The following is a 22,793-nucleotide window of genomic DNA, read 5'->3' as shown; positions in this document are numbered from 1 at the left end:
TAAAATAGGCCACCGGAATCCCGGTGGCCTATTTTTGAATGGTGGTGCCGACAGTGAGACTCGAACTCACACAGCCTACGGCCACTACCCCCTCAAGATAGCGTGTCTACCAATTTCACCATGTCGGCACTATATAACTTTACTGTCACTCCGGAATTTTTGATGTAGTGCCCGAAGCTTTGCCAGTGGTTGCCCCGACCGGGATTTGCGGCGCAACTTGCTCAACCTTGCCACCCATCACACCCAGATCTGTTTTTCCGCCCCCCGACAGATAAACAAGGGTGAGACTCGTGGAGAAGAATACAACCGCTGCAATTGCAGTGGTTCTACTCAAGAAATTCGCAGAACCAGACGCACCGAACAGACTTCCGGAAGCGCCGCTGCCGAAAGCTGCACCCATATCCGCACCCTTGCCATGCTGCATGAGGACAAGGACGATAATTGTTACTGCGGAAAGGAGGTTTACAACCCAAATAAGCGTCTTAATAAGTTCCATACTATATCAATTTTCCTGCGGCCTGGCAAATCATCCTGAATGATCCGGCGTCCAGAGATGCCCCACCAACAAGGGCTCCGTCGACATTTTCTGTCTTCAGAATTGACTCGGCATTCTCTGCCTTTACACTGCCGCCGTAGAGGACGCGAATATTAGCGGAGGGCTTGGCATTTTGCAAGCACCACGTTTTGATGGCGGTGTGAATCTCGGCAATCTGCTCCAGCGAAGCCACCTTGCCGGTCCCGATCGCCCAGACCGGCTCATAGGCGATGACGTACTCACCTGCGCTCACTTCAGCCAGGATGGCCAACTGGCTGAAAATCACCTCCAGGTACTGCCCGGACTCGCGCTCGGCCAGGGTTTCGCCCACGCACAGCACCGGCACCAGGCCCGCAGCCATGGCATTGTTCATCTTGGAGAGCAAGGCCGGATTGGCCTCGCCAAAATACTGACGGCGCTCGGAGTGACCAACCAAGGCATAACGGCAACCCACGTCGCGCAACATGGCGGCAGACACTTCACCGGTGAAAGCGCCGTCGGCGGAGAAGCTGCTGACATCCTGCGCCGACAACTGCAGCGCCTGACCGGCAAGCTGCGCACCCAGCGCTGCCAGATAGACAGCAGGTGCCGCAACCCCCACCCAGGGCTGATTGCAGACCGGATCGGCCAGCAAGGCCGCAACCAGGGATTGTGCGCTTTGCGCGCGGGTATTCATCTTCCAGTTGCCAATGATCAGCTTGCCTGCCATGTCGCTTGTCTCCGTATTTGAGCTGCGGATTATATCCCCACTCGCGGTGCCGTCAAAACATCGCATACGGCTTTTCGACGACTTGTAATATTTCTGAAAACTTGAAGGGATAGGATGCGCCTCAACACTTAGCACGCCCTTACCCCAATACTCAGGAGCAAGCATGAAACAGTCTGTACGTCTGGTCGCTTCGCTGGCCTTGTCCGCCGGCTTTGTTGCTGGTGCCGCCATGGCAGCCGACATTACCGGCGCCGGCGCTACTTTCCCCTACCCCTTGTACGCTAAGTGGGCCACTGCCTACAAGGCGGGCAGCGGCAACAACATGAACTATCAGTCCATCGGCTCTGGTGGTGGCATCAAACAGATTCAGTCCAAGACTGTTGATTTCGGCGCGTCCGACATGCCGCTGAAGCCCGAGGAGCTGGAAAAGTCCGGCCTGACGCAGTTTCCGACCGTGCTGGGGGGTGTGGTTCCGGTACTGAATGTTCCGGGCATCGCGGCGGGTCAAGTAAAGTTTACCGGCCCCTTGCTGTCTGATATTTTCCTGGGCAAGGTTTCGAAGTGGAATGACCCGGCCATCGCCAGCCTGAACCCGGGCGTCAAGCTGCCGGATCAGAAAATCACCGTAGTTCGCCGCTCCGACGGTTCGGGTACCACCTTTATCTTCACCAACTACCTGTCCAAGGTTTCCAGCGAGTGGGCCAGCAAAGTTGGCTCCAACACTTCGGTGAACTGGCCTGCCGGTGTCGGTGGCAAGGGCAATGAAGGTGTGGCCAACTATGTAACCCGCATCAAGGGTTCCATCGGCTACGTTGAGTATGCCTACGCCAAGCAGAACAAGCTGGCTTACGGTCAACTGAAGAATGAGTCTGGCAGCTTTGTCGCACCGAATGACAAGTCTTTCCGTGCCGCAGCCGCCAACGCAGACTGGAAAAAGGCACCTGGTTTCTACCTGTTGCTGACCAATCAGGCTGGCAAGGATAGCTGGCCGATTGCTGGCGCCACGTTCATCCTGATGCACAAGAAGCAGGACAAGCCGGCACAGGGTACCGAAGTACTGAAGTTCTTCGACTGGGCTTACAAGAATGGCGACAAGACCGCGCTGGATCTGGACTACATCCCGATGCCTGATAGCGTGAAGACCGTGATCCGCACCAGTTGGAAGCAGATTACCGATGCCAGCGGCAAGCCGGTTCTGAATTGATAGCAGCCTGGCTACAGCAAATGCCTGTGCATATCCCGCATCATGCCAAATGCTGTAGCCACAAGGCCGGGGCTTACCACCCCGGCTTTTTGTCTGAGACGCGACCGAGTATCTCTCATGGAAAAGTTCAGCAATAACCAGCAAATGCAGCGGCAACTGCTGCTAGACAATCTGTTCAGAATAGCCACGCGCTGCTTTGCCTTTCTGGTACTGGCCTTGCTGATTGGCATTCTGATTTCCTTGATCATTGGCGCCATGCCAAGCCTGAGCAGGTTTGGCTGGGGTTTTCTGACTGACAGCGACTGGGATCCGGTAGCGCAGAAATTTGGTGCTCTGGTTCCGGTATTCGGCACCCTGGCCACGTCGGTAATTGCCTTGTTGATCGGTGTTCCGGTCAGCTTCGGCATTGCTGTTTTTCTGACCGAGCTATGCCCCAACATTCTCAAACGCCCGCTGGGGATTGCCGTTGAGTTGCTGGCCGGCATCCCGTCCATCATTTACGGCATGTGGGGCCTGTTTGTGTTTGCCCCGCTGTTTGCAGATCATGTGCAGCCCGTTCTGATCGACAACTTGGGTGACATCCCGCTGATCGGCCTGTTGTTCCAAGGTGCGCCCATGGGTATCGGCGTATTTACTGCCGGCCTGATCCTGGCGGTGATGGTGATCCCGTTCATCGCCTCGGTGATGCGCGATGTATTTGAAGTAGTGCCTACCATGCTCAAGGAATCTGCCTACGGCCTGGGTTCCACTACCTGGGAAGTGGTGCGTTATGTGGTACTGCCCTACACCAAGACCGGTGTGGTGGGCGGCATCATGCTGGGCCTGGGCCGTGCGCTGGGCGAAACCATGGCGGTAACCTTCGTCATCGGCAACTCCTCGCGCTTTGCCGTTGGTCTGTTCGAACCCGGCCAGTCGATATCATCGGCGCTGGCCAACGAGTTTGCCGAAGCTACCGGTGAATTTCACATGGCCTCGCTGATTGAGCTGGGTCTGATCCTGTTCTTCATCACCTTCGTCGTCCTGGCCTGCGCCAAACTCCTGTTGCTGCGACTGCAGAAGCAGGAAGGCAAGGCATCCTGACAAGGCGCCAACATCATGACTAACAGCACCATCAGCGAATCTGTGAAACTGCAGAGTCGCAGCGAAAGCAGCAGCTCCATGAATACTTCCATTTACCGTCGCCGCCGTCTGGTCAATGCCTTCAACATGGGGGCATCCACCCTCACCATGGCCTTTGGCCTGTTCTGGCTGCTGTGGATTCTGTTTACCTTGCTGCAACATGGCCTGTCCGGCCTGAACTTGCAGGCATTCACCCAGAGCACCCCGCCACCGGGCAGCCAGGGTGGCTTGGCCAATGCCATTTACGGCAGCCTGATGATGACCTTTTTCGGCACCCTGATCGGTACCCCGATCGGGATTCTGGCAGGCATCTATCTGGCGGAATTCGGTCAGCGCGGCTGGCTGGCACCCACCACCCGCTTCATCAACGACATCTTGCTGTCGGCCCCTTCCATCGTGATCGGCCTGTTTGTCTATGAAGTGTATGTTGTCAGCGTGGGGCATTTTTCTGGCTGGGCGGGTTCTTTTGCATTGGCACTGCTGGTGATTCCGGTGGTGGTACGCACCACCGAGAACATGCTGCGCCTGGTACCCAATACGCTGCGCGAAGCGGCCGCAGCGCTGGGTACGCCGCAATGGAAGATCACCCTGTATGTGACACTGCGTTCGGCCAAGGCCGGGGTACTGACCGGCATTTTGCTGGCGGTGGCTCGGATTTCCGGTGAAACCGCCCCGCTGCTGTTTACTGCGCTGAACAACCAGTTCTTCAACAACAATATGAACCAGCCGATGGCCAACCTGCCGATCGTGATTTTCCAGTTTGCCATGAGCCCGTACGAAGACTGGCATACCCTGGCCTGGACAGGTGCCCTGCTGATTACCTTGAGCGTGCTGACGCTTAATATCCTTGCCCGCTGGATGGGCAGCCAGAAAACCCAATCGCATTAAGGCATGACGACAATGGCTGATAACAACGTCAAGCTTCAGGTCAAGAATCTGAACTTCTTTTACGGTAATTTCCACGCATTGAAGAACATCAATCTGGAGATTGCACCGCGCATGGTCACTGCCTTCATCGGCCCTTCCGGCTGTGGCAAATCCACCCTGCTGCGTACTTTCAACCGCATGTACGAGCTGTATCCGGGCTTGCGTTCGGAAGGCGAAATCCTGCTGGATGGGCATAACATCCTGGGCCGCGATGTGGATATCAACCTCTTGCGCGCCAAGGTGGGCATGGTGTTCCAGAAGCCGACTCCGTTTCCGATGTCCATTTACGACAACATCACCTTCGGGGTGAAGTTGTACGAAAAGCTGTCCAAGACCGAGATGGATGATCGTGTGGAATGGGCGCTGCGCAAGGCTGCGCTGTGGGATGAGGTGAAAGACAAGCTCAAGCAGTCCGGCAACTCGCTGTCCGGTGGCCAGCAGCAGCGTCTGTGCATTGCGCGTGCCGTGGCATCCCGCCCGGAAGTGCTGCTGCTGGACGAACCGACCTCGGCTCTGGACCCGATTTCCACTGCCCACATCGAAGAACTCATTCATGAACTGAAAGAGGACTACACCATCGCCATCGTCACCCACAACATGCAGCAGGCGGCTCGGGTTTCCGACTTCACTGCCTACATGTATCTGGGCGAACTGGTGGAGTTTGGTGAAACCGACAACATCTTCACCGCGCCCAAACAAAAGGCTACTGAGGATTACATCACCGGCAAGTTCGGCTGATCCGGCTTTGCCAGCCCCTGCCTGCGGCCTGCCCGCAGCAGGGGCTTTTGCATTTTCAGGCCGGTTTGCACCCTCATTATTACATCCGATTACACACGTAACTTCCTGAAAAAACCGTCGAAAACCCATGCCTGTCAAGGATGGTGTCAATTACGCGGCGGGAAAGCGACAAGCCCGGTTTTTTTTGGTTCATTTACTTGACGCCCGCAGGGCTGCACTCAACAATCCCGGCTTTCCTTAACACGATTTTCATGATCATGCTGGACCTCTTTGCAGGGCTGGACACGCATGTGGCCATCACCCTGGTTCTGTCGCTGGGCTTTGTCCTGGCCTTCGAGTTCATCAACGGTTTTCACGATACGGCCAATGCGGTTGCCACCGTCATTTACACCCAATCCATGAAGCCACGCCTGGCGGTTTTCGCCTCTGGTGTATTCAATTTTCTGGGCGTGCTGACTGGCGGGCTGGCCGTAGCCTATGCCATCGTTCACCTGCTGCCGGTGGATCTGCTGGTTTCGGTCAATACCGCACGCGGCATGGCCATGGTGTTTGCCCTGCTGGCAGCGGCGATTGCCTGGAATCTGGGCACGTGGTACTTCGGCCTGCCGGCCTCCAGCTCACATACCCTGATTGGTGCCATTCTTGGCGTTGGCCTGGCCAACTGTCTGATCAATGGCACCCCGCTGGCGCAGGGTGTCAACTGGGGCAAGGCGATCGACGTGGGTTTGTCGCTGCTGTGCTCTCCCCTGGTAGGGGCGCTGCTGTCCGGTCTGCTGGTGATTGCCCTGCGCCGCTCACGCCCGCAAAGCAATATGCACAAGACGCCGTTTCAGCGTCAGCAGGTGGAAGGCCGCAAGCACCCGCCGTTCTGGATGCGCTTCATGCTGATCGTCAGCTCGATGGGGGTGAGCTTCTCCCATGGTTCCAACGATGGTCAGAAGGGTGTCGGCCTGATCATGCTGGTTCTCATCGGCATTGTCCCGGCCAAATACGTACTCAATCTGGACAGCACGCCTTACCAGATCGAACGCACCCGTGACGCCGCCCTGCATCTGCAACAGTTCTACAACCGTCATCAGACCGCACTGGATGCCATGTTCAAGCCCGTGGCGACGGACAGCAATATACATGACTGTCGTCCGCGCGATACCCTGCGTACCGCTGACAATCTGATCACCGCACTGGGTGATGGCAGCACCTATCGCAATCTGCCGGACAACAAGCGTTGGGACGTGCGCACCGATCTGCTGTGTCTGGATGATGCCGCCAAGAAGGCCGGCTCTCTGCCTAACCTGAGTGCGGATGACAAGCAGCTGCTGAGCAATCTGCGCAAGGACCTGACCGTTACCACCGAGTACGCGCCCACCTGGGTGATCATTGCCGTGGCGCTGGCGCTGGGCGGCGGCACCATGATTGGCTGGCGGCGCGTGGTGAAGACTGTCGGCGAAGGCATTGGCAAGAAAGACATGACCTACGCTCAGGGCATGTCGGCCCAGCTGACTGCGGCGGTCTCCATTGGTCTGGCCAGTCAGTTTGGCCTGCCGGTTTCCACCACCCATGTTTTGTCCAGCGGCGTGGCGGGCACCATGGTGGCGGACAAGGCCGGCCTGCAATGGTCTACCGTGCGCTCCATCCTGCTGGCCTGGTTGTTTACCATGCCGGTTGCCATGCTGCTGTCGGGCAGCCTGTACTACCTGGCCAGCAACTGGCTGAAATAAGCCTCTGCCGTCGACATTGCCTGCAAAGCCGCCTGAGGGCGGCTTTTTCTATGATGGGCATCATGGCTGGTGGAGTTTGATCAGGATCAAACTGTCACAACAACACCATTGATTCGTTATTTTATTATTTGCTAATATTACTTCGCTTCATCATGGTTTCTCCTTTGTTGTTTGCAGCAATCCCTTGACGCCTCGTTTCGCAAGAAATGAGGCGCTTTTTTTTGGCTGCAGATGGCAGGGAAAACAGGAAAAACCGGGGTGACTTCAGGCTTTGAGGTAGTGCTCGCGCCCGGACAGCCAACGCTCCAGATGCGCATCGACCGCCTCTGGCCAGCGCTGCAGGATTTCTGGTGCCAGCTCGCGTGCCGCTTCCAGCAGCTCGATATCTTCTTCAAGATTGGCAAAGCGCAACATCGGCACCCCACTTTGCCGTGCGCCGAGAAACTCGCCCGGCCCGCGGATCAGCAAATCCTGCCGCGCAATCTCGAAACCATCCACATTTTCGTAAATCACTTTCAAGCGCGCCTTGGCCAGATCGGACAAGGGGTTTTCAAACAGCAACATGCAGACACTGCGTGCGCTACCCCGCCCAACCCGGCCACGTAGCTGGTGCAATTGCGACAGGCCCATGCGTTCGGCATGTTCGATCACCATCAGGCTGGCATTGGGTACATCCACACCGACTTCAATCACCGTGGTGGCCACCAATACCTGCAGCTCCCCGCTGCTGAAAGCAGCCATCACGGCTGCCTTTTCGTCCGGCTTCATGCGGCCATGCACCAGGCCAACCTGCCACTGCGCCAGTTGGGCTGCCAGTAGGCGATGGGTATCTACTGCGGTTTGCAACTGCAAGGTTTCCGACTCTTCAATCAGCGGGCATACCCAGTAGACTTGCTGCCCTTCGCTGCAGGTCTTGTGTACATAATCGATCACCTCTTCGCGCCGGCTGCTGTTGATCAGCTTGGTGACGATGGGGGTGCGGCCCGGTGGTAATTCATCAATGACGGAAACGTCCAGATCGGCATAGAAGCTCATGGCCAGGGTGCGGGGTATAGGGGTGGCCGACATCATCAACTGGTGGGGCTCCTGCCCCTTTTGCTTGAGTGCCAGCCGCTGGCCCACGCCAAAGCGATGTTGCTCATCCACGATCGCCAGACCCAGGCGGGCAAAATGCACTCCGTCCTGAAACAAAGCGTGGGTGCCGATGGCAAGCTGTGCTTCACCACTCGCCAGCCGTTGAACGGCCAGTTCCTTCTGCTTCTTGCGCAGACTGCCGGACAGCCAGCTTACCCTGATACCCAATGGCTCCAGCCAGCCGGACAGCTTGCGGTAATGCTGTTCGGCCAGGATTTCGGTAGGAGCCATCAAGGCTACCTGGAAGCCCGACTCGATGGCGCTAAGCGCAGCCAGTGCGGCAACCACCGTCTTGCCGCTGCCCACATCGCCTTGCAGCAGGCGGTGCATCGGGTGAGCCTGGGCCATATCGACATCAATTTCATCCAGCACCTTTTGCTGCGCCCGGGTAAGGGTGAATGGCAAGCTGGCAAATAGCGCGCTTCTGAGTCTGCCATGACCGCGAATCGGCTCTGCCTGCCCCTGGCGGCGGGCCCGGTAAGCCAGCCGCATGGAAAGCTGCTGCGCCATCAGTTCATCAAACTTGAGCCGCTGCCAGGCCGGCAGACCGGGTTCTGCTAGCTGACTGGCCGAATATTCGGGCGGAGGGGAATGCAAGAGGCGAACGGCATCGGCAAAACCTTGCAGCTTGAGATGTGCGATCACCGGCTCGGGCAAGGTCTCCGGCAGGGGCAAGGCCTGGAGTTCCTGGTGGATCAGCTTGCGCAGCATGGGCTGGGTGACGCCGTTTACCGTGGGGTAGACCGGTGTCAGGCTTTCGGCCAGCGGGCTGCCTTCCACCACCTCCCTGGTTTTGGGATGCACCATTTCATCGCCATGAAAGCCACGACGAATCTCGCCCATGGCACGAATCAACACACCATCGGCAAATTGCTTGAGCTGGCTGGGATAGAAATGGATGAAACGCAAGACCAATACACCGCTGGCGTCCTCGATGCGTACCAGCAGTTGCTTGCGCGGGCGGAACTGCACATCGTGGCTGATGACCCGCCCCTCCACCAATACCGGCTGGCCATACGGAGCCGCGCCAATCGGATAGAGATGGGTTTCATCTTCGTAACGCAACGGCAGGTGCAACACCAGATCAAAACGGCGGCGCAGGCCGAGCTTGTCCAGCTTCTTGGCCAGAGCGGGAGCCACATTCAGCGGCTGATTGGCGAGGTCATTGGCTTGGGTCATCAGCAGCGATTGTACCCAAAAAACAGGGCGGCGCACCTTGCTGGCACACCGCCCTGTCCTGCATCTTTGGAATTAGGCTTACTGGCGTTCCCACACCTGGGTACGGCCCAGCAGCGACACGCCGAGGAAGCCGCGCACTTCAAGCTTTTTGCCGCCATCCACCAGCTTCATCTTGGCGCTGTAGATCTTGCCATTGTGCGGGTCCAGAATCTTGCCATTGGCCCAGCTATCGCCATCTTTCTTCAGGCCCCACAGAATGGTCATGCCATTCACCGACTTGCCCTTGCGCTCGCCATCGCAGGCTTCGCATACCACATCGGGGTTTTGGTAAAGCTTGACGATCTTGCCGGACAACTCGCCATTGGCAGCTTCGGCAATCTGCACCACCGCCTTGGCCTGTTTGGTATCGTCATCAATGGTCTTCCAGCTACCAACCGGGCTGTCCGCCAGTGCGATCTGAGATAGTGCCGCAAAGCCCAACGCCACCACCGCGGCTTTCCACAATGTGCTCATGATGTTTTCCTCGTGTTGTCTGTCTTATTGAAACGCTAGTTTGGAGCTGCGGCTCTAGGATGCCAAGGGGCCGGTTCAGCGTCAAGCGCAGCTCTGCGTCACAAGACAAATTCACCACGCGCCAAGGCAATGACACGACCGCCAACATAAATACGACGCTCGGCATCCACCGTCAAGTGCAACACATTGGGCCTGTGCAATACCTCTCCTTGCTCTACCCGCCACTGCAGCGGATAGCGCTGGTGCAGGCTGCACCAGCCACCCAGATTGGCGCAGGCCGAGCCGGTACCCGGGTCTTCCAGTACAGCACCGTCCTGTGCGTAAAACAGCCGCACCGTCGCCACCGCATTGGCTTCGTACCATAAATAGGCCACACAGCGCCCAGGCTGCAGGCAGGCATCGCGAACAAACAACGCAGGCAGCGGGCGCGCGGCAAGTACCGCCTCACGGCTGCTGGCCCGGATCAGCAATTGTTCGCTGCCGGTATCCAGCCAACTGGGAGGCGCGGCAATTGCATCCACAGGCAGGGACAACATGGCAGCAACAGCGTCGATCGCCAGTCCGGCATCGCGCTCACGGGCCGGATTGGCTTGTAGGGTAAACAGGCCATCCTGATGGACGATGGGAATCACCCCGGCATTGGTTTCCAGAGTAAACGCCTCCCCCACGCGCTGTTGGCCGTACAGTACGGCAGCCGCCCCCAGCGTAGGGTGTCCGGCAAAAGGCAGTTCATGGGCCGGGGTAAAAATGCGCAAGCGCGCTGCGGCCTGTGTCGAAGGCAAGACAAAAACCGTTTCCGACAAATTCATCTGCCGTGCCAGTGCCTGCATCGACGTATCGGACAAGCCGGTTGCAGCGGTAAATACCGCTAAGGGATTGCCGCCAAACGTGGTTTCAGCAAATACATTGACGATCTCAAAAGCATGGCTGGTCATGGCGTTCTCGCATCATGGAATACAAGCAGCATCCTGCAAGGCCTGCTGCTGACTGACAAGCCTTGCTTGCAAACGCTGTGTTTGCCGTGCAGAACGGCTAGCCAGCAATTGTGCGTGCAGCACTTGCTGGCGGCGCTGCAAACGTTGGCAGTTTTTCAGTGCCAACTGGCGCTGACGGATGCGCAATTGCTGCTCCTTGCGCTGTAGCTGCTGCAAGCGTTTGTCGTGCTGCACTTGCTGCTGACGGGACAAGGGCTGCTGCGGATACGACTCACGGCTGACCTGGCTGAAGTAGCTAGCCTGCAAGGTGTGAGTGGCATGACCAAGCGGGCAGGGTTGATCCTGATAGCTGTGATGTCCATCAGGGCTGATGCACTTGAATACGGCCGCCTGCAGCGCGGTGGGCAGCAGCCAGAGCAGCAAGATTGCGAAACGAGACATGGCCAGCACTCCAGCGGAGGATACGGACTCCAGATAAGAGCCGATTCCCTCTCTACTGGCTGCTGCGCCATCAGTCAGGAACTGCCGTACAAATAGAAACAGGCGATCAAGATCGCCTGTTTCTACTATGCCGGGGAGAAAAATCAGCCCAGGAACAATACCGCTTCGGCTTCAACCTGCACGCCCTTGGGCAGGCTGGCCACGCCAACGGCGGCGCGTGCCGGGTAAGGCTGGCTGAAGTACTGACCCATGATTTCGTTGAAGGTGGCGAAATTGGACAGGTCGGTCAGGTAAGCGTTGAGCTTGACGATCTGGTCCAGGCTGCCACCGGCGGCTTCGCACACGGCTTTCAGGTTCTTGAACACCTGATGGGTTTCGGCGGCAAAACCACCTTCCACCACGGTCATGGTGGCCGGGTCCAGCGGAATCTGGCCGGACAGGTAAACGGTGTTGCCAGCCTTCACAGCCTGGGAGTAAGCGCCGATAGCGGCCGGTGCATCTGCAGTGTGGATGATTTCTTTGGTCATTTACTGATCTCCGTCCCCGAGAAACAGGGTTAACAGGTCATTGAGAAAACGTTGCCCTTGCAAAGTGGGGCGAATGGTGGTGGCATCCTGCTCCAGCAATCCTTGCTGGATGGCCTGCTGCAATTCATTGCGGATACAGGATACAGGCAAACCGGTACGCTCGGTGAACAGCCGCGTTTCAAAGCCGCCGGTCAGCCGCAGCAGATTCATCATGAACTCGAACGGCAGCTCGTCGCGCTTCACCTTGCGGCTGCTTTGCACCGGCTGGCCATCGGCCACTGCCTGGATATAGGCCGCAGGTTGCTTATGCCGCATTTCCCGCACGATGCCTTCGTGGCTGCTGATCTTGCCGTGCGCGCCGGCACCAATGCCCAGATAGTCGCCAAACTGCCAGTAATTGACGTTATGACGGCTGCGCTTGCCGGGCCGGGCAAAGGCCGAGGTTTCATAATGTTCGAAACCGGCAGCGGCCAGTCGTGCTTCGATGGCATCCTGCATGTCGGCGGACACTTCATCATCCGGCAGGTTTTGCGGCGTGCGCACAGCGTACAGCGTGTTCGGTTCGATGGTGAGGTGGTAAGCCGACAGATGGGTGATGCCATGCGACAAGGCGGTGTCGATATCCTGCAGTGCCTGTTCCAGCGTCTGGCCGGGCAAGGCGTACATCAGGTCCAGATTGACGTTGTCGAAGCAGGACAGCGCAATGTCGATGGCACGGCGCGCCTCGTCACCATCGTGAATCCGCCCCAATACTTGCAGGTGTTGCGGGTTGAAGCTCTGGATGCCGATAGACAGGCGGTTGATGCCGGCTTCGCGGTAGCCACGGAATTTTTCCGCCTCGAAGGTGCCGGGGTTGGCTTCCATGGTGATTTCGGCTTCCGGCGACAGCCGCAGCCGGGCGCGAATGCCCGCCAGCAGGGTGTCCATGGCCTGCGCCGAACACAGGCTGGGTGTACCACCGCCCATGAAGATGGTGCTGACGCTGCGGCCCCAGATGGCGGGCAGGCTATATTCCAGATCGCGCAGCAGGGTTTCCACATAGGCCATTTCATCGAAACCACCGCTGGCGACGCCAGCTTGCGGGTTCCACTGTACGCTCTGGCCGCTACTGCTTTTCAGCTCGTGCGAGTTGAAATCGCAGTACGGGCATTTGCGCACGCACCAGGGGAAATGGATATACAGCGACAGCGGCGGCAGTTCGCGCAGGCCGCCCTTCAGCCCGGACAGGTCAATCACGCTCATGCCAGCTCACGCAGTTTGCTCAGCATGGCCTGCATGGCCTTGCCGCGATGGCTGACACGGTTCTTGTCCTCCGCCGCCAACTGGGCGACGGTGCAGCCGAATTCGGGCAGGTAGAAGTAGGGGTCGTAGCCAAAACCGCCCTCGCCTGCTGCGGTATCCTGCACTTCGCCCAGCCACATGCCATCGGCTACCAGCGGTTGCGGGTCGTCGGCATGGCGTACCAGCACCAGCACGCAGTAATACCAGGCGCGGCGATTGTCCTTACCTTGCAGCTTTTCGATCAGCTTGGCGTTATTGCGCTCGTCCGACTTGGGCTCGCCGGCATAGCGCGCCGACAACACACCGGGCTTGCCGCCCAGCGCTTCCACGCAGATGCCGGAATCATCCGCCAGCGCCGGCAGGCCGGTGACATGGCTGGCATGACGGGCCTTTTCCAGCGCATTTTCCAGAAAGGTGTAATGCGGCTCCGGGCATTCCGGCACATTGAGTTGCCCTTGCGGGATGACGGTGACACCCAGCGGTGCCAGCAGGGCGGAAAATTCACGCAGCTTGCCAGCGTTATTGCTGGCGAGTACCAGTTTGTCGAACATGTGGATTCATCCTGTTGCGTACAGCGCAGAACAGCAGGGTAAGCGGCCAACCATGCCGCGTCCACCCTGCTGTCAGCACGGATTATTCGGCGTCGGGCACGCGGGACGGCATGGCCGCCAGCGCCTGCAACAGCAGGCCCTCGTCGGCACCATCCAACAGCTTGGCATCGGACAGCATCCGCCGCCATTGGCGCGCACCCGGCATGCCCTGGAACAGACCCAGTATATGGCGGGCAATATTACGCAGCTTGTGGCCCTCGGCCAGACGGGCGCGAATATAAGGCAGCATGGCATCCACCACCTGCTGGCGGCTGACGGCAGTGCTGTCATCGCCATAGAACGCCGCATCCCACCCGGCCATCAGCCAGGGGTTGTGATAGGCCTCGCGCCCCACCATCACGCCATCGACATGGCGCAGGTGTTCGGCGATTTCGGCATTGGTTTTTACCCCGCCATTGATCAGGATTTCCAGTTCAGGTCTTTCCTGTTTCAGGCGGTAGACGTAGTCGTATTTGAGCGGCGGGATTTCGCGGTTTTCCTTGGGGCTCAGTCCCTTGAGGATGGCATTGCGCGCATGCACGATAAAGGTGTTGCAACCAGCTGCAGCCACCTGATCAACAAAATCGGCCAGATAGTCATAATGCTCGATCTGGTCGATGCCGATGCGGTGTTTGACGGTGACGTCAATGTCTACCACATCGCGCATGGCCTTGACGCAGTCGGCCACCAGTTGCGGCTCGGCCATCAGGCAGGCACCAAACGCACCCTTCTGTACCCGCTCGGAGGGGCAACCGACATTGAGGTTGACCTCGTCATAACCCCACTGTTGCGCCAGCCGCGCGCACTGCGCCAGCTCGGACGGCTCGGAGCCACCCAGTTGCAGGGCCACCGGGTGTTCGGCTTCGTCAAAGCGCAAATGCCGCTCCACATCGCCATACAGCAGCGCGCCGGTGGTGACCATTTCGGTATACAGCCAGGTGTGGCGGCTGATTTGCCGGGCAAAGTAGCGGTAGTGACGGTCAGTCCAGTCTAGCATCGGCGCTACGGACAAACGGCGAGAAGGCAATGCAGCACGCACTCCTGGTGTAGCGGGGCTGGCGGTGGGACTAGCGGTAAGCGGATGACTATTCATTTCGACCATACTTGCCTGTTTTCATCATCATTAAGAGCACCACAAAACTGCCTCTATTTCAGTGGCTTGGCACCCGTCAGGCACGGGGCTGGCACACCCCGCGCAAATGATGAATAAACAGTTGAAAAAACTGGCAATTATCGTATTCCAATCACGGCGGGGTCAAGCGCGTAGCCAAGATAAACGTCAACCTAGCGCACCAAGTTAACCGGCGAGGGAGAAACTGACGCGAGGCCCAACTTTACACCTACGATGCGGCAGCTCAAGGACCACCGCGCGCATGAACCTCTGATCAACACTGCAGGCAATCTCTGCAACAGCCAAAGCTGGACGATCCTGACAATAACAGTTTGACTGGCCGCATGCCTTTGAGCAGCCAAGCGTCTTCGTACAAATACCTAATGATGTTATTCCACCTTGTCCGCTGCATGTTGTACGCATAAACTGTTGAACTTTCAACAGAATGTGATGATTCACGTCAGCCGACGTGATAGCCCGCACCATGGACTTCTCCTCCCTGCTCGCCAGCTTCGCCGCCGCCTTTTCCCAGCACCAGCGCCTGCTCACCCTGCAGCTGGATGGCGGGCAGATCGCCGCCGAGCAGTTATTGCCACACACGCTGGATGGCAGCGAGGGGGTGTCGCAAGCCTATCGCTATCAGCTCAGTTGTTTGTCGCCGGATGGCAATATCGAGCTCAAGTCGCTGCTCGGTGTGGCCGCCCGCCTGGGGGTGCTGGATGCCGATGGCAGCCAGGTGGTGCGTTGCGGGGTGGTGTCACGGGCCGAGTTGCTGGGTTCGGATGGCGGTTTTGCCAAGTACGGCCTCACCATCGAGCCGCCGTTTGCGCTGCTGCGGCTGCGTCGTACGTCGCGGGTGTTTCAGGACTTGTCGGTGCCGGACATCGTCAAGCAGATCCTGGCCGAGCATCAGGCCAATAATCCGGTGTTTGCCCAGGTACAGACGCTGGAGTTTCACACTGCCTCCGCCAACCCGCGCAGTTACTGTTTGCAATACCGCGAGAGCGATTTCGACTTCATCGTGCGCCTGCTGCACGAAGAGGGTTACGCCTGGCGTTTCGAGCATGTCGATGGTGAGCATCCGCAGGTCAAGCTGGTGGTGTTTGATGATGCGTACAGCCTGCCGCCCGCCGCCAGTGAGCGGGTGCGCTTTCACCGCAGCGATGCCACCGAGGAAGAAGACGGCCTGACGGATTGGAGCGCCGCCCGTCAGGTGGTGTCCGGTGCGGTGGCGCTGGCCAGTTTCGATTACCAGCCGGTGAGCACCCAGCACAGCGGCGATCAGAGCCGCATCCAGCAAGGCCGCAGTGGCGATGCCTTGCAATCCACCCTGCAGGATTACGACCCGCAGTCGCTGTACTACGCCAGCGATGCCGAGCAACTGAGTCAGTATGCGCAGCGGCGTCAGCAGGCGCACGATGTGCAGGCCAAGCAATTCTCTGGCAGCGGCTCAGTACGCAGCCTGCTCGCTGGCCAATGGTTCCGCCTGGATGAACATCCGCTGCACGAGGGCGACAGCAGCGAGCAGCGTGAATTCGTGGTCACCGGCCAAACCTTCCGTGCCAACAACAATCTGCCGGGTGATCTGGCCAGCAGCCTGCGCGGCTTGCTGGGAGATAGCAGCACATCAAACGACAGCCAGAACAGCAGCCCCTTCCAGACCCAGATCACCGCCCAGCGCCGCGGCATTCCGCTCACCCCGGCTTATGCCCACAGCACGCAGGCCAAGCCGACATCTAAAGGTGTACAGACCGCCACCGTGGTGGGGCCCGAGGGGGAAGAAGTCCACACCGACGAGTTGGGCCGCATCAAGGTGCAGTTCCACTGGCAGCGGCCAGACGAACACCCCGGCAGCGGCGCCAATCTGGACGACCGCTCCTCCTGCTGGCTGCGCGTGGCCATGCCCAGCGCCGGGGCCGGCTGGGGCCACCAGTTCATCCCGCGCATCGGCCAGGAAGTGCTGGTCGACTTTATCGAAGGCGATATCGACCGCCCGGTGATTGTTGGCGTGCTGTACAACGGCAGCCACGCCACCCCGGCCTTCAGCGGTGCCGGCGCTTTGCCCGCCAACAAGACCCTGTCCGGCATCAAATCCAAAGAACACCAGGGCGGCCAGTACAACGAACTGCTGTTCGACGACACGCCCGGTGAAGTCCGCGCCAAGCTCAGTAGCGAAGCGGGCAAGACCCAGCTCAACCAGGGCTACCTCACCCACCCGCGCAGCAATGGCAAAGCCCAGCCGCGCGGCGAAGGCTTCGAACTACGCACCGACCAGCACGGCGCCATCCGCGCCGGCCACGGCCTGCTCATCAGCACCGAAGCGCAAAACGGCGCATCCGGCAAACAACTGGCGCGCGAGCATGCGCAAAGCCAGCTCGACGCCGCGCTCAGCCTCAGCCAAAGCCTGGGCGACACCGCCGCTGCACAACTGGCCGACAGCATGGAAACCGGGCCGGACGCCATCAACTCCGACAACGGCAAAGACGGCAACAAGGACAGCGGCCACCTGCAACACCACGCCGCCGCGCTCAAAGCCTGGGAAGCCGGCAGCAACACCGACAAAGACGGCAAGACGGCAAAAGACCAGGCCGGCCAACAGCCGCTGCTCATCCTGTCCGCCCCGGCCGGCATCGCCAGCCTGACCGAACAAAGCCACACCCTCAGCGCCGGCACCAACCTCAACCTCATCGCCCAACGCGACGCCAACCACACCACCGGCCGCCGCTGGCTGCACAACGTCGGCCAGCACATCAGCCTGTTTGTGGCCGGGGTGAAAGACAAAGTGGCGCTGAAACTGATCGCCGCCAAGGGCAAGGTGCAGGTGCAGGTGCAGGCGCAGAGTGATGCGATGGAACTGACGGCGGATAAGGATATGACGATTACCTCCTGCAAGGAGCGCATCACTATTGCAGCCAAAGAAGAGATTCTGCTGACCAGCGGTGGCGGCTATATCCGGCTGAAAGGCGGCAATATCGAAGTGCACTGCCCGGGGACAGTAAGCGTGAAGGGTGGCAGCCATGACCTAAGCGGGCCTACCCGAATAGATTTTGACCCCCCAATATTACCAACGAGTCGAATCCATGATGAGCAGTTTCTTGTAAAGGACCCCACTGGAAAAATTATGCCATATGTTAATTATAGAATTGAACTTGGTTCTGGCAGAATTGTGACTGGGCGTACTGATGGCGATGGGAAAACTGAAAGAATTGAAACAGCTGAGCCAGTAAGTATTAAGAAAATCTTGATTTCACTTTAGGTGAATATATAAATCTCTGTAAAGGTGGATGTGTTCAAACTGGTGGTGGCTGGCTAGAAATCTTGGCACAGGCTAAAACGAATGTGGAAAATATAGGGTACTCGATTATTCACTTAGAAGTAAAGAAAATGAGAAAACTTACTGACGGAGAGGTAGATTACTGTCGTAAGGTTTTTAAAGATTCTATAGACTATGACTCTGTTAGAATAATATGCGGCGTGCACGAGACAATGAAAGATAGGAAGCCTCCAGGTGTCATCTCCGACCAAGACAATCCATTTATTTTCTTCCCACCAAGAGATAGCCAGCCCAAAGGAAGTGTGCACTTTTATCAAGAAGACTATTCCAAACCAGAGCTAAATCCAAGTTTGGCAAAAAAATGCAAAGCTACTTTTTATTCATGAAATGACACACATCTGGCAACGGTCAAGAAGAAAGTACAAGTTAACAAATCCATCGCCAGACATGCCCGGAATGAGTATATACTTTCTACCATGGGAAAAACAGAATCCAAAGAATTTTGAAAATTACAACCATGAGCAGCAGGCTGAGATTGTTGCAATATATTTCGATTTTACATTCCTCGGCATTTCTTCCTACCCTGAAAAAAAGAAGAATTACGTTGAATTTGCCATTAAGAAATTACTTGCAAATCCTTTTGATAGGGATTTAATTCCTGCAAATGCGAGGTCCATCTAAATGAAATTATTGGTGACCATATTCTTAATTGCCTACTCATCGCTGTCATATGCCAGCTTTGGGGAGGAGCCTGGCCCAACCATTAGGGTCGTGCAGAATGATAAGGGTATGAAAATTTACACTGACGATGCTGTAAATATTCTACAGAAAAACTTTCCTGGCAAGCTTATTTATATTTCAAGTATAAACATTGTTGAGGTTGGGAAGGATCAAAAGCCTGGCAATCGGTGGGTGGTGATCAATGACGGCCTCCCTCATTGCAAAGTTAAATTTCCACGCATAATTAATTATGGTCAAGCGCTGGATAGGTGTTTGCGAGTAAAAAGAAACGATCAATATAAAAAGAGAGTTAATTACATGATTGCGATTGATGCTTATGTGGAAGACATGGGCTCGGTTGAATTTTTCCCGGTATGGAAATGACTGCAAAATCGGTTAAATAGCAGGCTAATTAACTACCATTCTTGATGCATAGATAAGATAGGTTGGCACTGTGCATCCAAACGTTTGAACATCCACTGCCCCAGCCGTAGTTTTTCTTCCTAAATTTCGATGCCCCCCGCATCATTCGATATATTGGTTTAATCGCAGCTGTTAACTTTTCTGATTGTTTCAATAGCGCATTAGAAGACGATGATGATCGAATAATTTTCGACTTGCAGTGCAGAAAATGATTTCCATGAACTGATGAAGCGCTAGAGGCTTTGTTGCACAAATCACCCTCCCTGCAGGCAGGGTAGAATGACGGCATGAGCAAGTCCGCCCCGCCCAAATACAAGACCACCAACTGGAAGACCTACAATGCTGCGCTCAAGGCGCGTGGGTCGCTGATGATCTGGTTGGACCGTGACATGCGCTGGCGTGGCTCTGCGGTCGGCAAACGTGGACGGACACCGACTTTCAGCGATGCCGCCATTCAGTTCTGCTTGAAGATCACATGCCTGTTCAATCTTGCGCTCCGACAGGCCGTGGGTATGGTGCAAAGCCTGCTCAAACTGGCGGGGCTGGACTGGCTGACGCCGGACTACAGCACCGTGTGCCGGAGGCAAAAGCATTTGCAGGTGGCCATTCCTTGCCGGCCAACCACGACCGGGCTGCACCTGTTGATCGACAGCACTGGCATCAAGATGCTGGGTGAAGGCGAATGGAAAACGAAGAAACACGGCGCGGAGTACCGCCGTCAGTGGCGCAAGGTGCATTTGGGCATTGATGCGCAAACGCTGGAAATCCGGGCAATGGAAGTGACCGACAATCGCACTGGAGATGCCACGATGCTGCCAGAGCTGCTATCGCAAACTCCGGCGGCAGAGGGACTGGTGACAGTGACCACGGATGGGGCGTACGACACACGCCTATGTCACGCAGCGATTGCAGAGCGTGGAGCAGCAGCCATCATTCCCCCACGTCGAAACGGCCAACTCTGGAAAGGGATTTCACCGGGCAATCAGGCTCGCAATGAGTCACTACGCTCGGTGAAATATCTGGGGCGCACACTCTGGAAAAAGTGGAGCGGCTACCATCGCCGCAGTCTGGTCGAAACGAAGATGCACTGTTTCAAATTGCTGGCAGACCGGGTTAAGTCACGGGACTTTGACCGGCAGGTGGCGGAGCTTCAAATCTGTGCAGCGATTCTAAATCGCTTCACAGCACTGGGCACGCTGCAAACGGTCCGCATGGGATAAGTCCGTCTGGGGATTGGGGTAGTGCGACCTGCGCCTGATTTGTGCAACAAAGCCCCTACAATGCAAAAAAAAGGAATTAACATGGGTAAATTAATAAAAACAGCCCTCATCAATTGCATACTGCTACATCACGGCTTGGCTTTCGCATACATGCCACAAGGACCTTATGCGGAAGTAACTATGCTTAAAAATAGCTTGGTTTTAGATATGAGGAATGGACTAAACCAAATAAGAAATGAATTTCCCGGAAAGCATGTTTACATTATTACCATTAACGTAATAGAACATCACGCAAAAAACGAAAATAAAATGGCCTGGCTGATTTCAAATGAAAAATCAAAAAACTGCAAACCAGAATTTCCACCAATAATAAAATACGGCCAACCCATAAACAAATGCCTACAATCAAAATTAATATCAAAATATGACTCCAAAAAAAACTACGAGGCTATTGTAATGGGCTATATCGAAGGGGTTGGCGGAGTTGAGTTCACCGTCAACTACAAGAGAGAAGTTAATGGGAGACTGATCGATGTAGATTAGTAAGACATTAAAATACTGACAGTTTGTGTACCGATTACAGCCCCAGCCCAGGCAAAGAAAAACCTCCGCGGCAGGCAGGCTGCAGGCGGAGGTTTGATCTGATGCGGGCAGTGCTTACAGCATCCAGCCGATATGCGCCGGTACCTGACCATCCACCGCCATCATCACCGACAGTGCGGTGACGGTAATGATGGAGAAGAAGAACACCTGACGCGCCCAGACGCGGTCATCGGTGCTTTCCTTGTAACCTGACAGCGCCATCTTCAGCCACCACAGGCTGGTGGCACAGGCTACCGCCAGGTAGCCATAACCGGCATAGCCGTAGAACACCAACAGCAAGGTGGCAACAGCAAAAGCCAGGATGTACAGCACGATCTGCTGCTTGGCCTCGGAAATGCCCTTCACCACCGGCAGCACCGGAATCTTGGCCGCTTCGTAGTCCTTGAAGCGGAAGATGGCGATGGCGTAGGAGTGCGGCATCTGCCACAGGCAGAACATCAGCAGCAGGATGGCAGCACCGCTGTCAAAGCGGCCGCTGGCGGCACAGTAGCCCGCCACCGGCGGTACTGCGCCGGACAGGCTGCCCACCAGGGTGCCGTATACCGACTTGCGCTTCATGTACAGGCTGTACACGCCGACATAGATCAGGAAACCGAACAGCGCACAGCACAAGGCCAGCACATTGGTCCAGATGGCCAGCGTGACAAAGCCGGCAACACCCAGCACAAAACCATGCGCCAGCGCCGCCTTGGGGCTCATGTCACCGGTCACCAGCACCCGTTTCTGGGTGCGGGCCATGCGCGCGTCGATATCGCGGTCGATGCAGTTGTTGATGGCGCAGCCGGAGGCCACCACCAGCGACAAGCCGACCACCGTGGCCAGCAGCAGGGTCCAGTCCAGACGACCCTGCGATGCCAGCAAGAAACCACCCACGGTGGAGATGAGGTTGCCGAAGATGATGCCCGGCTTGGTCACCTGCAAATAGCGCTTGAGTTTCATCACGTCCCGGCTCAGCGCAGCATCAGCGCATCGGCGGTGGAGATGATCCACACCGACAGGCCAACCAGCATCACGATGATCATCGCGGTGAACAGGAAGGAGAAGCTGTTGAGCTTGCCGTCCTTGGTGAAGTTCAGATGCAGGAAGTACTTGAGGTGCACGATGATCTGCACCACGGCGAAGCCGAAGATGCCGATGACGGTGGCCTGCTTGGTGAAGCTGCCGCTCATCACCATCCAGAACGGAATGGCGGTGAGGATGACAGCCAGCACGAAGCCGGTGAGGTAGCTTTTTACGCTGCCGTGGTCGGCGGCGTGTTCATGTGCCTGGCTCATTACATGGCTCCTTTCAGGTACACGACGGTAAACACGCAGATCCACACGATGTCCAGGAAGTGCCAGAACAGGCTGAGGCAGCTCAGGCGGGTCATGGCGCGGCCGGTCAGGCCGGTCTTGGCCACTTCGAACATCATCACCGCCATCCACAGCAGGCCGGCGGTCACGTGCAGGCCGTGCAGGCCAACCAGGCCGAAGAAGGAGGACAGGAAGGCGCTGACATTCGGGCCATGGCCTTCGGCGATCAGATTGTGAAACTCGTTCACTTCCATGCCGATGAACACCGCGCCGCAGGCAAAGGTGACAGCCAGCCAGCCCAGCACGGCCGACTTGTTGCCCTTGTAACCGGCAATCATGGCAAAGCCGTAGGTGATGGAGGACAGCAGCAGGGCTGCGGTTTCACCCATCACATAAGGCAGTTCGAAGATTTCCTTGCCCGCAACACCGGTGGCGATATTGCGATACAGCACTGCATAAGCCGCAAAAGCCGTGGCGAACAGAATGCAGTCGGTCATCAGATAGAACCAGAAGCCCAGCACGGTTTGCGAACCGCTGTCGTGGTGCTCGTGGTCATCATGCGCGTCGTGCGCGTGTTCTACATAAGTACTCATCTTGGCT

The 22,793-nt window shown here is 57.0% G+C and carries 24 protein-coding genes and 1 tRNA gene; 11 read left to right on the top strand and 14 right to left on the bottom strand.

All coding sequences use genetic code 11. From position 1 onward, the window contains the following. Positions 1-42 precede the first annotated feature (42 nt). The 3 genes from DLM_RS00250 to tpiA form a co-directional block, all read right to left on the bottom strand. Positions 43-128 (bottom strand) — tRNA-Leu (locus tag DLM_RS00250). 17 nt (positions 129-145) lie between these two features. Beyond that, complete coding sequence (gene secG / locus DLM_RS00245; protein ID WP_059284818.1) at positions 146-496, bottom strand: preprotein translocase subunit SecG; 351 nt, start codon at positions 494-496, stop codon at positions 146-148. A gap of 1 nt (position 497) precedes the next feature. Further along, positions 498-1,244 carry a triose-phosphate isomerase gene (gene tpiA, locus DLM_RS00240; RefSeq protein ID WP_089083815.1) on the bottom strand — a complete coding sequence of 249 codons (747 nt, stop codon included), beginning with the start codon at positions 1,242-1,244 and terminating at the stop codon, positions 498-500. Positions 1,245-1,407: 163 nt separating this feature from the next. On the opposite strand from tpiA, the gene pstS reads away from it, so the two are divergent. The 5 genes from pstS to DLM_RS00215 all read left to right on the top strand — a co-directional run bounded on the left by pstS (position 1,408) and on the right by DLM_RS00215 (position 6,950). Continuing rightward, entirely contained in the window at positions 1,408-2,448 is a 1,041-nt protein-coding gene (gene pstS, locus DLM_RS00235) for a phosphate ABC transporter substrate-binding protein PstS (protein WP_089083816.1), read from the top strand. Positions 2,449-2,565: 117 nt separating this feature from the next. Beyond that, positions 2,566-3,528, top strand: a complete 963-nt coding sequence (gene pstC, locus DLM_RS00230) for a phosphate ABC transporter permease subunit PstC (protein WP_089083817.1) — start codon at positions 2,566-2,568, stop codon at positions 3,526-3,528. 78 nt (positions 3,529-3,606) lie between these two features. Beyond that, on the top strand, positions 3,607-4,455 hold the full coding sequence (gene pstA / locus DLM_RS00225) for a phosphate ABC transporter permease PstA (protein ID WP_231959952.1): 849 nt from the start codon (positions 3,607-3,609) through the stop codon (positions 4,453-4,455). Positions 4,456-4,467: 12 nt separating this feature from the next. Then, positions 4,468-5,232 carry a phosphate ABC transporter ATP-binding protein PstB gene (gene pstB, locus DLM_RS00220; protein ID WP_089083819.1) on the top strand — a complete coding sequence of 255 codons (765 nt, stop codon included), beginning with the start codon at positions 4,468-4,470 and terminating at the stop codon, positions 5,230-5,232. 257 nt (positions 5,233-5,489) lie between these two features. Further along, on the top strand, positions 5,490-6,950 hold the full coding sequence (locus tag DLM_RS00215) for an inorganic phosphate transporter (RefSeq protein WP_089083829.1): 1,461 nt from the start codon (positions 5,490-5,492) through the stop codon (positions 6,948-6,950). Between the two features lie 264 nt (positions 6,951-7,214). On the opposite strand, the gene recG is transcribed toward DLM_RS00215, so the two are convergent. From recG to dusA, 8 genes are all read right to left on the bottom strand, one after another. Continuing rightward, positions 7,215-9,263, bottom strand: coding sequence for an ATP-dependent DNA helicase RecG (gene recG / locus DLM_RS00210; RefSeq protein ID WP_089083830.1), 2,049 nt, complete (start codon positions 9,261-9,263; stop codon positions 7,215-7,217). A 78-nt stretch (positions 9,264-9,341) separates the two neighbouring features. After that, on the bottom strand, positions 9,342-9,776 hold the full coding sequence (locus DLM_RS00205) for a DUF2147 domain-containing protein (protein WP_089083820.1): 435 nt from the start codon (positions 9,774-9,776) through the stop codon (positions 9,342-9,344). Between the two features lie 98 nt (positions 9,777-9,874). Then, a complete protein-coding gene (locus tag DLM_RS00200; RefSeq protein ID WP_089083821.1) occupies positions 9,875-10,711 on the bottom strand; it encodes a PhzF family phenazine biosynthesis protein in 837 nt (278 codons plus the stop codon). 12 nt (positions 10,712-10,723) lie between these two features. Then, a complete protein-coding gene (locus DLM_RS00195) occupies positions 10,724-11,152 on the bottom strand; it encodes a DUF4124 domain-containing protein (protein WP_145985744.1) in 429 nt (142 codons plus the stop codon). A gap of 143 nt (positions 11,153-11,295) precedes the next feature. After that, complete coding sequence (locus DLM_RS00190; RefSeq protein WP_089083823.1) at positions 11,296-11,679, bottom strand: RidA family protein; 384 nt, start codon at positions 11,677-11,679, stop codon at positions 11,296-11,298. Continuing rightward, on the bottom strand, positions 11,680-12,921 hold the full coding sequence (gene hemW, locus DLM_RS00185; protein WP_089083824.1) for a radical SAM family heme chaperone HemW: 1,242 nt from the start codon (positions 12,919-12,921) through the stop codon (positions 11,680-11,682). Next, entirely contained in the window at positions 12,918-13,511 is a 594-nt protein-coding gene (gene rdgB / locus DLM_RS00180) for an RdgB/HAM1 family non-canonical purine NTP pyrophosphatase (RefSeq protein WP_089083825.1), read from the bottom strand. The genes hemW and rdgB overlap by 4 nt, the downstream gene beginning before the upstream one ends. An 82-nt stretch (positions 13,512-13,593) precedes the next feature. Continuing rightward, positions 13,594-14,547, bottom strand: coding sequence for a tRNA dihydrouridine(20/20a) synthase DusA (dusA, locus tag DLM_RS00175; RefSeq protein ID WP_231959950.1), 954 nt, complete (start codon positions 14,545-14,547; stop codon positions 13,594-13,596). A 598-nt stretch (positions 14,548-15,145) separates the two neighbouring features. Here dusA and DLM_RS00170 point away from each other — a divergent pair. From DLM_RS00170 to DLM_RS00150, 6 genes are all read left to right on the top strand, one after another. Then, positions 15,146-17,917, top strand: coding sequence for a type VI secretion system Vgr family protein (locus tag DLM_RS00170; protein ID WP_119313176.1), 2,772 nt, complete (start codon positions 15,146-15,148; stop codon positions 17,915-17,917). Between the two features lie 62 nt (positions 17,918-17,979). Continuing rightward, positions 17,980-18,321, top strand: a complete 342-nt coding sequence (locus DLM_RS22885) for a hypothetical protein (protein WP_145985743.1) — start codon at positions 17,980-17,982, stop codon at positions 18,319-18,321. A 1-nt stretch (position 18,322) separates the two neighbouring features. After that, a complete protein-coding gene (locus DLM_RS00165; RefSeq protein WP_145985742.1) occupies positions 18,323-18,616 on the top strand; it encodes a hypothetical protein in 294 nt (97 codons plus the stop codon). Next, positions 18,617-19,039, top strand: coding sequence for a hypothetical protein (locus DLM_RS00160; RefSeq protein WP_089084465.1), 423 nt, complete (start codon positions 18,617-18,619; stop codon positions 19,037-19,039). A 326-nt stretch (positions 19,040-19,365) separates the two neighbouring features. After that, complete coding sequence (locus tag DLM_RS00155; RefSeq protein WP_089084464.1) at positions 19,366-20,298, top strand: IS5 family transposase; 933 nt, start codon at positions 19,366-19,368, stop codon at positions 20,296-20,298. 81 nt (positions 20,299-20,379) lie between these two features. Further along, on the top strand, positions 20,380-20,841 hold the full coding sequence (locus tag DLM_RS00150) for a hypothetical protein (RefSeq protein WP_089084463.1): 462 nt from the start codon (positions 20,380-20,382) through the stop codon (positions 20,839-20,841). Between the two features lie 114 nt (positions 20,842-20,955). Here the strand turns inward: DLM_RS00150 and cyoE are convergent, their stop codons facing one another. From cyoE to cyoC, 3 genes are read right to left on the bottom strand one after another with little or no spacing between them, the layout of a single operon-like run. Then, complete coding sequence (cyoE, locus tag DLM_RS00145) at positions 20,956-21,840, bottom strand: heme o synthase (RefSeq protein ID WP_089084462.1); 885 nt, start codon at positions 21,838-21,840, stop codon at positions 20,956-20,958. Positions 21,841-21,851: 11 nt separating this feature from the next. After that, positions 21,852-22,175: a cytochrome o ubiquinol oxidase subunit IV gene (gene cyoD / locus DLM_RS00140; RefSeq protein WP_089084461.1), complete on the bottom strand. Its 324-nt coding sequence runs from the start codon at positions 22,173-22,175 to the stop codon at positions 21,852-21,854. Then, positions 22,175-22,786 (bottom strand): cytochrome o ubiquinol oxidase subunit III, encoded by a 612-nt coding sequence (cyoC, locus tag DLM_RS00135; protein WP_089084460.1) that lies wholly within the window; start codon positions 22,784-22,786, stop codon positions 22,175-22,177. Before cyoC ends, cyoD begins: the two co-directional genes overlap by 1 nt. Positions 22,787-22,793 lie beyond the last annotated feature (7 nt).

It is taken from the genome of Aquitalea magnusonii, assembly GCF_002217795.2.
GTDB lineage: Bacteria > Pseudomonadota > Gammaproteobacteria > Burkholderiales > Chromobacteriaceae > Aquitalea > Aquitalea magnusonii_B.
This window is presented reverse-complemented; position numbering and strand designations above follow the sequence as displayed.